General features: G+C 48.9%; 11 protein-coding genes. 4 read left to right on the top strand and 7 right to left on the bottom strand.

Annotation, left to right across the window (positions count from 1 at the left end; all coding sequences use genetic code 11):
* Positions 1–78: 78 nt before the first annotated feature.
* Positions 79–1,401, bottom strand: a complete 1,323-nt coding sequence (locus BN6628_RS01555) for an ABC transporter substrate-binding protein (protein ID WP_068621841.1) — start codon at positions 1,399–1,401, stop codon at positions 79–81.
* 239 nt (positions 1,402–1,640) lie between these two features.
* Here BN6628_RS01555 and BN6628_RS01560 point away from each other — a divergent pair, with 239 nt between their 5' ends.
* The gene (locus BN6628_RS01560) at positions 1,641–3,434 is read left to right on the top strand and encodes a methyl-accepting chemotaxis protein (protein WP_235847549.1); all 1,794 of its coding nucleotides are present in this window, start codon (positions 1,641–1,643) and stop codon (positions 3,432–3,434) included.
* Between the two features lie 115 nt (positions 3,435–3,549).
* Here BN6628_RS01560 and BN6628_RS01565 read toward each other — a convergent pair whose 3' ends face one another.
* The 5 genes from BN6628_RS01565 to BN6628_RS01585 all read right to left on the bottom strand — a co-directional run bounded on the left by BN6628_RS01565 (position 3,550) and on the right by BN6628_RS01585 (position 8,385).
* Positions 3,550–4,788: a CynX/NimT family MFS transporter gene (locus tag BN6628_RS01565; protein ID WP_068613296.1), complete on the bottom strand. Its 1,239-nt coding sequence runs from the start codon at positions 4,786–4,788 to the stop codon at positions 3,550–3,552.
* Positions 4,789–4,990: 202 nt separating this feature from the next.
* Positions 4,991–5,560, bottom strand: coding sequence for a helix-turn-helix domain-containing protein (locus BN6628_RS01570; RefSeq protein ID WP_068613298.1), 570 nt, complete (start codon positions 5,558–5,560; stop codon positions 4,991–4,993).
* 125 nt (positions 5,561–5,685) lie between these two features.
* Complete coding sequence (udk, locus tag BN6628_RS01575; protein ID WP_068613301.1) at positions 5,686–6,321, bottom strand: uridine kinase; 636 nt, start codon at positions 6,319–6,321, stop codon at positions 5,686–5,688.
* Positions 6,322–6,588: 267 nt separating this feature from the next.
* Entirely contained in the window at positions 6,589–7,449 is an 861-nt protein-coding gene (locus BN6628_RS01580) for an AraC family transcriptional regulator (RefSeq protein WP_187386099.1), read from the bottom strand.
* Between the two features lie 87 nt (positions 7,450–7,536).
* The gene (locus BN6628_RS01585; protein WP_068613304.1) at positions 7,537–8,385 is read right to left on the bottom strand and encodes a stalk domain-containing protein; all 849 of its coding nucleotides are present in this window, start codon (positions 8,383–8,385) and stop codon (positions 7,537–7,539) included.
* Between the two features lie 258 nt (positions 8,386–8,643).
* On the opposite strand from BN6628_RS01585, the gene BN6628_RS01590 reads away from it, so the two are divergent.
* Positions 8,644–9,849: a cytochrome P450 family protein gene (locus BN6628_RS01590; protein WP_068613307.1), complete on the top strand. Its 1,206-nt coding sequence runs from the start codon at positions 8,644–8,646 to the stop codon at positions 9,847–9,849.
* Positions 9,850–9,976: 127 nt separating this feature from the next.
* Here BN6628_RS01590 and BN6628_RS01595 read toward each other — a convergent pair whose 3' ends face one another.
* Complete coding sequence (locus tag BN6628_RS01595) at positions 9,977–11,017, bottom strand: LacI family DNA-binding transcriptional regulator (RefSeq protein WP_068613310.1); 1,041 nt, start codon at positions 11,015–11,017, stop codon at positions 9,977–9,979.
* A 491-nt stretch (positions 11,018–11,508) separates the two neighbouring features.
* Here BN6628_RS01595 and BN6628_RS01600 point away from each other — a divergent pair, with 491 nt between their 5' ends.
* Both BN6628_RS01600 and BN6628_RS01605 read left to right on the top strand, forming a co-directional pair.
* Entirely contained in the window at positions 11,509–12,414 is a 906-nt protein-coding gene (locus BN6628_RS01600) for an ABC transporter permease (protein WP_068621847.1), read from the top strand.
* A 15-nt stretch (positions 12,415–12,429) separates the two neighbouring features.
* Positions 12,430–13,311 (top strand): carbohydrate ABC transporter permease, encoded by an 882-nt coding sequence (locus BN6628_RS01605; protein WP_068613317.1) that lies wholly within the window; start codon positions 12,430–12,432, stop codon positions 13,309–13,311.
* The last annotated feature ends 24 nt before the right edge of the window (positions 13,312–13,335 follow it).

Here is a 13,335-nt window from a genome sequence, read left to right on the forward strand (position 1 = left end):
CCTTTGATCTTTATTTTACTTGCGGATTGAAGATGATCACGCCGCCCGTAAGGACCTTATGAGCGGCGTGAAGCAGGCTTATTTCTTATTGTTCTCTTCGACCTTCTTCGCTTCTTCCAATGCCTGCTCTGGTGTCTTTGAGCCCTTTAATACCGGCTGAATGTTCTCACGGATGGTGGTGAAGGTCTCCTGGCTGACCTGTGTATCAATCGGTGCGTTAATCGTTGGGGCATCCGCTGCCATTTTGAATCCATCCAGTGCCACCTGAGGAAGGCCGGTCACCTCGACATTGGCTGCCGGTGTACCGCCGTTGGATTCAGCAATGATCTTGATGCTCTCCGGGGAAGTGAGATGCTTGAGCAGCGCAACGGCCGCGTCCTTCTTCTTCGTATCCTCATAGGTTTTTTTCGCCATATAGAACCCTGTACTGAAACCGCCAATAATGTCTTTGCCGCTTCCGACACCACCGGAAATGGCCGGGAATGGGAGAACGGTTGTTGTATTGCGGACTTGTTCAGACATGCTGTTAATCGCCCAAGAGCCTTCGATGATCATAGCGCTAAGGCCTTCGGAATAGTAGTTCATAGCCATATTCAGGTCAATCGTTGCCGCATCCTTTGGAAACGCTCCCAAGTCATAAAGCTCTTTTAGACCGGCCAGTCCTTTCCCCCAATTTGGATCTATGCCGTTAAGAAGTCCCTTGTGGTGCCCTTCTGGTCCTGCAGCGCTGAGAATGGAGTTCTCAATAAGATAATGGGACTGGTCAAACGGCGCGGATATAGGGGTAATTCCCTTGGAGGCCAGCGTTTTAACGGCGGTTTTGAGCCTAGCCCAATCGGTTGGAAGCTCGAGCTGGTGCTTTTCGAAAATGGCTTTGTTCACGAACAGCCCTTCATAGAACCCGGTTAATGGAATGGCATAAATATTGCCGTCTTTTTGCTGGACCAGCTTCAGCGCATCCGGCTTAAAGCCGTTCTTCCATTCAGCATCGGCATCCAGCAGCTCGTTCATCGGGATGACCTTACCGGCTTTCACGAACCCTTCAGCATCCGCCCCTACAAAATAAAACAACAGATCAGGCTCATTGCCGCTGTTCATATCCGTGTTCACTTTGGTGCGGAATCCATTATCGTTCGCAGACATGACATCGTTATCGATCGTCACGTTAGGATGTTTGGCTGTAAAATGATCAAGGACTTTCTGGAAAGCCGCTCGTCCCGCATCCGTTCCCCCAAAGGTGGAGAACACACGGAGTGTAACCGGCTCATCCTTCGGCGGTTCCGCTTTCGTTTCTCCAGGCTTATCCGCGGCTGCTGGGGTGTCCTTCGTTCCGCTGCAAGCGCTCAGAATCAAAACCATCACTAGAGCTAACATCATGAGTGACTTTGAACCTTTTAACAACACACATCATCCCTCTCATATCTTTGTTCTCGGGTTACGAATCTTATATCTCAACTTATGTCATTCATACTTCCTCCATGAGTCATATTCGGGGGTAAATATCTCTAGTTAGACCATATCCCCTTCAACAACTCTCTCCTTTTTTCCAAATTATGAAACTTTCAGTAAAACCGCTGAAAGCTCTTCATTTCATTCCCTTTAATTTCGATAAATATTAAGTACTTCAAAAGGGGGGATGGATGTTGAAAACTACAAGAGAACTTAAAGTCGATCTCAGGCTGAAGCTGTATGCCATTATGCTGATTCCTCTGCTGGTCATTGGGGGGCTGGTCGTATGGACAACCAAGACATCAAGTGAGAACGCCTCTTTGTCCACGATGCAGCATAATAATCAGCAGTTGGTCGTGAATACGGCAGGCCATCTTGGCAAGCAATCCGATGTCATCGAGAGACTGTACGCAAGTCCTTCAGAACAAAGCAGCGACTATAAGCGCCTGCGAAATGAGATTAACACGGTGCGTCTGCAATCCGGCGCCTTGTATGTGTACATGTTCAACCGGACCTCCAAAGGCTGGATGTATACGGTGGACGGAGCAGGCTGGGATGATAAAGAATACAGCGCTTATGGCGATGATATGGTGTTTTCGGATAAAAAGGTGGAGGACGGACTTCTTAAGGGTGAAGTCGTTACCACAGGGTTGGTGAATGATCCAACATGGGGAGAGTTACTGTCATCTTTCTCTCCAATCAAGGACTCGAGCGGAACGATTGTCGGTTATCTCGGCATTGATATTTCTGCTAAAGCGGTAAGTAAAGTGACCTCGGATACGCTGGCCAGCTCTTACCGGACGGTTATCCCTGTCTTTGGAGTCGTGTTGGCGGTATCCGTAGTGGTCATGCTAGCCCTGCTGTACGGAATTCTCAGACAGGTCCGTGATATTAAGCTGAGCCTGGACCAGGTGGCTAATGGCAATCTGAACGTGGTGTCCAGACGATACACAAGGGATCAACTCGGGGATGTCAGTGTACTGATTAACCGGATGGTGTCCCAGCTGACCAGAATTGTTCTTGGCATTCAGCAAGGGGCGGGAACTCTGCAGGAATCCTCGTCCAATATCGCTCAGACCGCTCTTGGCAATCAGCGCCAGACGGAGGAGCTGTCACGGGCTATCGAAGAGATTGCCATTGGGTCGATGAATCAGGCAGAAGAAACAGAACTATCTGTGAAGCGCTCGGAAAGCCTAGGACAAATCATGGATGAGGTTGGAACATACGTCCATCAATTTGCCCATACTTCAGAAAGGCTATCTGAAGTACAGACTCAGGTGACAAGGGAGCACGAGCTTTTGCTTGAAAAAGGCCGGGAGAATGCCGGCCGTGTCGGCGAGCTGCGTCTGATGTCCAAGTCGCTGACAGATCAGTCCCAGCTGGCTTCGTCTATTAGCGGGCAGATCCATAATATTTTAAAGCAGACCCAGATCCTGTCCTTAAATGCCTCGATTGAAGCAGCCAGGGCGGGAGAAGCCGGAAAGGGCTTTGCCGTGGTGGCCGGGGAAATGGGTCAGCTGGCCCGTCAATCTGAAGAATCCATCCAGGAGATCGATACCATTCTGGAGTCCTTCGTGAATGAGACGAACCGGATGAGTGAACACTTTGATGAGAATCTGGCCTCTGTTCAGGAGCAGGAGCAGCAAATTGCAGGATGTCTGGAAGTGTTCGGCCAGGTCAGCCGTATCTCGGCGGAGGTTCAAGAGCTGGCTCAGCGTTTGGCGAACCGGACAGCCGACATGCATGCGATTCGCCAGGAGGTTGAACAGCACCTCAGCTTCATTGCTTCGGCTACGGAGGAGACATCCGCGATGACGGAAGAGGTAGCAGCCAGCGCCGAAGAGCAGAAGAAGGCGGCAGAGGAGTTGTCCGCCGTTTCAAGCCGGCTGGCTGGTCTATCAGACAGCCTGAAGTCGTACGCGGACCAGTTCAAGGTCAAGGAGACCAAGGTAGAGCAAACAGCCGAAGAAGAAGGACAAGCATAAAGGAAGAGCCGCATTCAGCTATGGAATGCGGCTCTTTTTGAACAGCGGGTTGTGAAGCATATCATATAGAGCTCCTCCTGGCTGCAGATCTAATTGTGACGGATTCGGAAGAGGGTTACTTGGCAGAGTCTATATACCGGTCTCTGGACGCACCCAGACCCACGATCAAGAGCAGTACCGATGCGCCCACCAGGATGAGAAGCGGAATCGTCCAGCTCTGGGTTGCATCGTGTAAATAACCGAAGAGGGTTGGACCCGCAGCGGCGAGCAGGTAGCCGAAGGATTGGGCCATACCGGATAGTTCCGCGGCTTGATGCGCACTCCGGGTACGCAGACCAAAGAACATCATGGCTAGACTGAATGCAAATCCTCCGCCGATACCCAGTAAGATGATCCACAAGACAATAAGATTTGAACTTCCATAGACTAATCCTAGGGTACCCATCAGGAGTAGGATCGACATTATGATCACCAGTGGACGCTGACTGGACATACGGCCCGCGAGGACGGGAACAACGAAGGTGAACGGAAGCAGTGACAACTGCATGATAGAGAGCAGCCATCCCGATTGATCAGAGCCTACTCCCTGCAGCTTCAAAATCTCGGGAAGCCATGCAATCAGCACATAGAACACTGTGGACTGCAGGCCCATAAACAAGGTTACCTGCCAGGCAAGCGGGGAGCGCCACAGGCTTACATCCTGGTTATCCGCTTGAAGGGGAGCGGCTCCTGATGGGATGCCCCGGCGCTTCAATTGAGGCAACCAGACCATTATAGATGCCAAGCTTAGAACACCCCAAATGCCTAATGAGGTTGGCCATCCTAGACCTAATCCCACGGCGACCGGCACACTGATGCCTGAAGCAATGGCTCCAAACAGGTTCATGGAAATGGAATACACACCCGTCAATAAGCCAATTTTTGTGGGGAATTCCCGTTTGATAAAAGCGGGCAGCAGGACATTGCAGACAGAAATAGCCAAGCCGAGCACAGCCGTACCGGCATATAAAGCGGGGGCACCCGGCAGCCAGCGGATCATAATGCCCAGAGTAAGGAAGGTGACGGAAATTAAAATCATCCGTTCCATTCCCCATCTTCGTCCCAATCCCGGCACAAAAGGCGAGAAAAGCGCAAAAGCGAGCAGGGGCAGCGTGGTAATTAGACCTGCTAATGTATTGGAGATATGCAGGCTGTCCCTTATAAGGCCTGCTAACGGGCCGACCGAGGTTAAAGGAGCCCTTAAATTAGTTGCTACAAAAATGATCCCTACAATCATGATCCAACCAACTGATTTACGAAGGCCTTGAGTTAACGGTGCTTCCGGATTGTTAATTATTTGATCGGTTGATTCCAAGGCTGTTCCCTCCATCCTGCCCGCACTTTAATAGGATTAGTGCATAATATTATGATGTATATTATGATATACATAAATTAACATAAAGAAAAATATACTATATAAATCGGGGCTTGTCTATGGATTTATCTGTAAATGTAAATAACCCCTATCCATATGGTGGATAGAGGAGGTATGTAAATCATGAGATTAGGACGGGGTGTTAGTGCCCGTATTTCAGGATAATATGAAGAACAACAACCTCATGGGTGTGATTGATATAGGAATGGGTGCCGTCTGCGGGAAAGCTGATAGAATCATATTGGTTTAAGGTGTATGACTCGTTATTCACTTGAATGGATATAGAACCGGACATTACGGTTACAAACTCCGTAGTATTATGGTGATGGGTCTCTGGATAATATGAGCTGTTCGGCTGAAGATAGAACCGGTACATCTCCATCTCATGATTTCCATTTTGAAATATCGGTTCAATCACCCACTTGGCGCCCTCACCGGGAATTCTAAGCCCCTTTCCAGCACGGGAGAGATTCACCCCGTTTTCGTTTGAGAAGAGTGCCATCAGCGGGATCGAGAGACTTCTCGAAATCTTCCACAACATGCCGATGGTTGGATTGGTCTCTCCGCGTTCTATATTTCCGAGTGTAAGCCTGCTCACACCCGATAGCTCTGATAAATCTTCAAGACTCAGCTGCCTTTCCTTCCGAAGCTTTTTTAACGCTGCCCCAACCTGCAGGACAACCTGTTTTGAATCATCCGGCTCTATGTTCATCGTGAGCTCCCCCTGCCCAGGCTAGATCTTCACCATAATAAAAATAGTTCCAAAAAAGGACACCCGTGTGGACGTCCCTTCTGACTTGAAGCTATACGGACTGCGTCAAGCTTGTCCAACCAGCCCTAAGCGTCCCCCCAGGTCCGATCTCCGGTGAGGTATTTCTCGGTTAAGACTGACAGAAGCTGAATGCCGACTTCGTTCTGTCCGCCTTCGGGGATAATCAGATCGGCGTATTTCTTGGAAGGTTCGATGAATGCTTCGTGCATCGGCTTCACGGTAGCCAGATACTGCTGGTGGATGGATTGAATCGTTCTGCCCCGTTCTTCAATATCCCGAAGAACTCGCCGCAGGATGCGAACATCGGGGTCGGTATCAACAAAGACCTTAATGTCGAGCTGGTCGCGCAGCTTCTCATCAGAGAGAACATGCAGGCCCTCCAGAATGACGATGTTGTTGGGCTTGAGCTCAACCGTTTCGGTGATGGAGCGGGCGTGAACCGTGAAATCGTAAACGGGGGCGTTAGCCGACTGCCCATTCTTGAGAAGAACAAGATGTTCGATAAGCAGCTCGTTATCGAAGGCGAACGGATGATCATAATTGATCGCTTCGCGTTCAGGCATGCTCAGATACGAATGGTCCTTATAGTAATTATCCTGAGATATAAAAGTGACTTTGCCTGATCCGAGGCGGTCTATGACAGAGCGGGCAACCGTGGATTTTCCTGAACCGGTGCCGCCGGCGATACCTATTATGAGCATGGTGATTCAAATACCCTCCCTAAGCTATTACAATTCAAGTATTGTAGCATAATGCCGGCGATTTTTCACCTTGGCTGAAGAATAGGTAAATGGCATCTTTTTGAATATTTAGGCCTCTAACCCGTTAATCAGGTGTATCATGTCATATTGAATTAACATCTGCCGCAGGGAGAGTTAATATACGGCCTCTAAAGCTCAAGATTGATGAGGAGCGCAGCCAGGAAATGGATAAGCAAAGGCCGGCCCCTCCCGGGACCGGCCTTCCAGTTATTTCTTGATAATAGGAATCCATACCTCACAACGGTAGCTATCTGATCTGATATCGCCGATAGGATAGACTTCAATTTCGGGCCCGCCACTGTGTTCATAACCAGTGGATGGGAACCAGTCCTGAAAGATCTGCCCGAGCACGTCTTGAATGGCATTAGGCAGCGAACCAACTGAAGTGAACACTGCCCAGGTAGAGGCGGGGATTGTTCTTATCGTAAATTCATTGTCTACCGGAGTGTCAGCGGCTTCCACAGCGATCATATAATTGAACTGTTCCTGTTGGTGCTCCATATCAAGGCAGACTCCGAGCAGGTCCTTGTCCTTCCCTAATGCAAGCAGCTTGTCAGAGGTACCGTCGGCGTTCCAGGTGTCCCACAATTTCGGGATAATCTGATAATTCTCCCCGTTTTTGATTGTGACTTGAGCCACCTTTCCTATAATGCTAAATTCGGGTTTTTCCACAATTCGGTATTCCATTCCCTGATCTCCCTTCAGTGATAAGTGGAAGGAGATGCGGGGGAAGGCCTTGAGACTGGCTCCAGGACTACGCGCTTCAGAGGGGGAAATGCCATGAAGCTTCCGGAATGCTTTGGAGAAGGATTCCGGGGATTCATAACCGAACTTTAGCGCAATATCGACCACCCTGGAACCGGAACTCGCTAACTCCTGCGCGGCCAAGGTCAATCTTCTTTTTCGTGTATACTCCGCAACAGTCATCCCGGTCAGCATATGGAACATGCGTTGGAAATGAAAAGCTGAACAGTATGCGGCTCTGGCGATTTCCCCAATATCAAAAGGGGCTTCCATCCTCTTCTCCATCATATCAATGGCACGGTTCATCCGATTCAGCCAACCCACACCGCATCACCTCCTTTGTAGCTGATCTTAACATCAGGGCTCTACGAATTCCTGTCTTTGCGTGCGCTCTTTGGACAGAAGCTGCACTTAGTTCAAAGTCCTTCCTGCGATTAGAATATATTCAAGAGGGACAAGGTCCTGCCCCATTCCCGCGAGGTTGTTCAGCTTGCTTGTAATAACCGCGTCCTTCTTGACAGCAGGCCGGGTCCTTCTTCCCTTTACTTCGTTGTCGGAGTCGCTTGTGACGGTAACCCCTTTGAACATCAGAATGGAGTGCAGATCCTCATGGCCTGCGGAAACGGATTTTCCGGTTATATTTTTGGCCGATACCGAGTAGCTGAAGTTCGTGACATTGTTCTTCACTGCGGAAGAAAAGGAAATATGAAGCGGCTTGAACGCGTTAGAATCGGAGGTTCTTCTAATCCCTTCCCTGTCGTCATCGAGCGTGATTTTGAATTTCTCGCTCCCCAGGAGCCGCTCATCCTTCAGGGTGATGACATGGTTCACCGAAGCGGCCTTGTAGCCGAAGGTATCCAGCAGAATGCGCGCCGGTACCAGCGCGGAGCCCTGATCAAGCACAGCCACGGTATCCATCATGACAGGCTGTCCATTGACGAGCGCTTTTTTGCTGCCAATGATGATGTCAACCTTATCCTGTCCCTGCTTGACTGTGGCGGTCTTGGTTATGTTATCGTAGGACACCTCAGCTCCCAGCAGGTCGCTGACCGATCTTAGAGGCACAATCAGCCGGTTCTGCTTGTCGATATAGGGGGCCTTTGGATATGTGTAGGCTACATAGTAATCATTCATTTTGAGAACTACGGGGGTGCTGGGGATTGAGGACGAAGCGCTCCTGGCTTCAGCAGGATGTATGGAAAGGGTTGTGATTAGCGTGGCGGCTGCAAGAATGGCAGTGAATTTTTTTATCCAACTCATTTTAACACACTCCTATTTACAGTATTTGTATATAACGACGGGATAGATTGCTGAAAAGTTACAAATTGTAGGAGAAGAGCGCTAATATAGAGTGCTGGAGGTTCGAGTAAAGCAATTATTTATGATCACGACAGAGGACTAGTCCTTATCTGGGCAGTTTTTTTGCATCCGCTTACTCCCGGCCGCTATACTTGAAATACCAGGTGCTGGAAAATGCCCAGATCTGGCCATCCAAGGATTTCGAAAGGAGAATGAACGTTGAATTCACATGATGCCGTGGACAGTTCTCTATTTACGAATCTATTTAGCAAATCTTTTACGAAGAATCCTTATCCGCTGTACACAAAGCTTAGGGATATGGACCCTGTGTACCGGTGTGCGTTCCCGGATGGGAGAACGGGCTGGATGATTACAAGGTATGAAGATGCGGTTCTGGCATTTAAGGACCCGAGGCTGGTCAAGGATTATGGCAAAATAACAGGTAATCCCGGGCAGCATCAGAGTGTCTTTACCACCAATATGCTGTTCTCTGATCCCCCGGATCATAAGAGATTGCGGGGGCTGGTGCAGAAATCGTTCACTCAAGCTATGATTGAGGGAATGCGTGGACGCATTCAAGAGATTACAGATGAGCTTCTGGACGCTTGGAAGGGTAAGGACCATGTGAATCTAATCGATGAATTCGCTTTTCCTCTACCCATTATCGTGATATGTGAAATGCTGGGGATTCCCACCCAAGACCGCGACAAGTTCCGGGTGTGGTCAACCACCTTGATAGAAGGCTCAAGCGGTGAGTACGCAAGTGAGATGCAGCGGCATATGGATGAATTTATCTTATATTTGAGGGAGATGTTCGGCCGTCTCCGGGAGGAGCCGGGTGAGGATCTGATCAGTCAGCTCATTGCTGCCGAGGAAGAGGGTGACAAGCTGACGGAGCAGGAGCTGTACGGCGTAGTTACACTGCTGATTATTGCCGGGCATGAGACCACGGTGAATTTAATCGGGAACAGCATTCTGTCCCTGCTTGAGCATCCGGACCAGCTGAAGCTGCTGGTTAACCAGCCAGAGCTGATTCATACTGCCATAGAGGAGTCTCTGCGATTTAATGGCCCGGTCGAATTCAGCACCTCACGCTGGGCGAGTGAGGATTTCGAATTCGGCGGGAAGAGCTTTAAGAAGGGCGAGCTGGTCATTATTGCGCTAAATTCAGCTAACCATGATCCGCGGCAATTTGAGCATGCGGATGAATTCGATATTACCCGGGAGAAAAGCCCGCATCTCGCCTTTGGCAAAGGGGTGCATCTGTGCCTCGGAGCGCCGCTGGCCCGGCTTGAGGGTGAAATTGCGATCGGCAGCCTGCTGCGCCGCTATCCTGATCTGAAGCTGAATGCGGACCCGGATGAGCTGGAATGGCGCCCGGGGATGGTGGTCAGGGGTGTGAAGGAGATCCCGTTGACCTTGTAACTACCCAGCAGGCGCCAATCAATTATGTACCGGCGGGGAAAGCGCTTTGTTATATGCAAATAAAAGGCACCTTAAGGGTGTCTTTTATTTATGCTTGCAGGTTGATTGTGCTTATATGCACCGTAATCTATCGGGCAATCAGGCTGCCTGTGGATTCGCGGAATATCGGCTCTGTCCGCACATGAATGATTTGGTAAGGCTGGGCCGGATTCTTCACCCGGGATAACAGCATCTCGGCAGCCGTGACACCCATTTCATTGTTGTAGATATGCACCGTGGAAAGATGCGGCTCCACAATCCGTGACTCCGGTGCGTCATCGAACCCGCAGATCCGAACCTCATCGGGAATTTGTACGCCTCTACTCTTTAGAGCCTTCATCACTTGAACCGCAATGAAATCATTCGCACATATAAATGCGTCCGGCATGGCATTCATGTGTTCAATCTGACCGGCTACCCAGCTGTCCGAGAATAACCGGTCTTCCCCCACAATACAAGAAGACAATTCGGGCTGCAGCCCGGATTCCGTTAATGCTTTCTGATAGCCTGCCCATCTCTCATTAAAGCTCTTGCAGTGGTCGTAATCGCCAGCGAAGCCTATCCGGGTTAGACCGCTGTCGATCAGTTTGCGTGTGATATAGTAGGTGCTGTGCTCGTTCTCCATAAGCAGCAGGTCTGCTTTGAGCTCCGGGTATAAGACATCCGAAGAACAGTCGATGAAGATCGTTGGAAGCCCCAGGCTGGTCACAAGCTCACTGTAAGCTTTGTCGAACATTTCAATACAGATAATCCCGTCTACCTTGGAGGTCTCGAAATTATTAGGCAGCGATTGGGTGCTGAGCTCTGTCTCCCGGATGATGTGGATGGACAAGTTGTATCCTTCCGAGCTTATTCTTTTCTCCAGCCCGCTGATCAGGAAGGAACCGAAGTGAGAGCTGTTCGGCAGATTGCAGGTGAAGAGAGCGATGTTGCCAGGATTCTTCGGAAGAAGGTTGTCCGACTCCACATAAGCAAACTGCTTATACTTCAGCTCTATGGCCTTTCTGATTACTTTATTTCGGGTTTCGGCAGGGATGCTGTCGCTGCCATTAAGTGCTTTGGATGCGGTGTTGCGGGAGATCCCGAGCGAATCCGCAATATGTTGAATGGTTACCTTTTCTTTTCCCATAGTTATGATTTCCACCTTTACTAATAACGAGGTCTAAGCTAAATGTATTATAGTTCAGTTCAAATAGCAATCAAAATGTTACAAATGCACAAATTATAATGACAATAACAGCATTTTCGCAAAAGTATGATCTTAGTTTACAAATGTTTACTTTTGTGGGTTGATTGATTTACCCTTATGTACAGGAAAATGTTCTGAATATATTATAAATCAAGGTGATTTCTAAATAATTTAGAGATTTAACTATAGAAATTTAAACACTAAACGATTTATGAACAAAATATCTTGGTCAAATGTTAAAATAATATTTTACAAAATGTATTGACGAATTGCCGCTTTATTTGGTAAATTGTAAAAGCAGAACGAAATGAAAACCCTTTCTTTTTATGCAAATGTAAACTTCTAGATGAAGATGGGAGGCAGGGGGATTGCAAAACACAGTAGAAGTTGAGAAAAGAACGGTTAGACCGGAGAGGAAGAAGGGGAGGGCGATTCACCACAAGCTGGATTTCATAAGGAAGAATTACTTCTTGTATGTGCTGCTGGCTCCGGCATTAATTCTTACACTGATCTTCAAGTATGTCCCGATGTATGGGGCCATTATCGCGTTTAAGGATTTTAGCCCGATCAAGGGGATTATGGGAAGCGACTGGGTGGGGTTCAAATACTTCGAGAAGTTCCTGAGTGCTCCCAACTTTGAACAGCTCCTGCTGAATACGCTGAAGCTCAGCTTGTACGGGCTTGTTCTTGGATTTCCGGTACCTATAATTCTAGCTTTAATGCTTAATCAACTGCGCAAATCAGCCGTCAAGAAGAACGTGCAGCTTGTCCTGTATGCACCGAATTTCATATCGGTTGTTGTCATTGTGGGGATGCTGTTCGTGTTCCTGTCTCCAACCGGACCGATCAATCATTTGATCACTTCAATTACCGGCAAACCCGTCATGTTCATGACAGAACCTGAATACTTCAGGTGGGTGTATATTCTGTCCGGCATCTGGCAGGGGGCGGGCTGGGCTTCCATTATCTACGTGGCCGCTCTGGCTAACGTGGACCCGGAGCTGCACAACGCGGCCAGCCTGGATGGGGCCAACCTTCTGCAGCGTATCCGCCATATTGACCTGCCGACGATCAAGCCGATCATGGCTATCGTCTTCATCCTTGCGGCAGGCGGCATCATGTCCATCGGATTCGAGAAGGCCTATCTTATGCAGACCTCTCTGAATCTGCCGACATCTGAAATCCTGCCTACCTATGTATACAAAATAGGTTTGCAGTCCGGCAACTATGCTTATTCCGCGGCGGTTGGCCTGTTCAACTCCGTGATCAATGTCATCCTGCTCGTCACCGTCAACTTCATTGTCAAGAGACTTAATGAAGGAGAGGGACTTTATTAAGGAAGGAGCTGTCTTATGCTTATCAAGCACTCCCGGCTTGACCGCGTCATTATAGCCATTAATTATATTCTGCTTTGTCTGGCTGTGCTGATCATCGTGGTGCCCCTGGTATACGTGGTCCTTGCATCTTTTATGAATCCAACCGTGCTCCTGAATAAAGGAATCTCCTTTCATGTGTCTGACTGGAGTGTGGAAGGCTACAAAATGATCCTGACCAACCCGGCAATGCTCCGGGGGTTTGGCAACGCGGTATTCTATTCGGTATGCTTTGCGCTCATTACTGTAACGGTCTCTGTCTGTGCGGGTTACGCCCTGTCCGTGAAAGAGATGGTTGGCCGGAAGTTCTTCATGACCCTGTTCGTAATTACGATGTTCTTCGGGGGAGGGCTTGTTCCTACTTACCTGCTCGTTAAGAACCTGGGCATGCTGAACACCGTATGGGCGATTCTGGTCCCTGCGGCAGTGAATGTATGGGATATCATCCTGGCAAGAACCTTCTTTCAGGGAGTCCCTAAAGAGCTGAAGGAGGCGGCAAACGTGGATGGGGCTACGGATATGCTGATTTTTTTCAAAATCGTGCTTCCGCTGTCCAAACCGATTATTTTCGTTATCGCTTTATATGCCTTCGTAGCCCAATGGAATTCTTACTTTGATGCCATGATTTATTTGGATAACCCGAATCTGCACCCGCTGCAGCTGGTGCTTAGATCGATCTTGATTCAGAATCAGGCTGCTTCAGGCATGATTGGCGACCAATTGGCCATGGCGGAGCTGAAGCGTCTCTCTGAAATGATCAAGTATTCGTCTATTGTAATCTCAAGCCTCCCGCTGCTGGTGATGTATCCATTCTTCCAGAAATATTTCGAGAAAGGGGTCATGGTAGGTTCATTGAAATAATGGGTGGTCTAGGTTTATGGCTTT

The organism is Paenibacillus tuaregi, assembly GCF_900086655.1.
GTDB lineage: Bacteria > Bacillota > Bacilli > Paenibacillales > Paenibacillaceae > Fontibacillus > Fontibacillus tuaregi.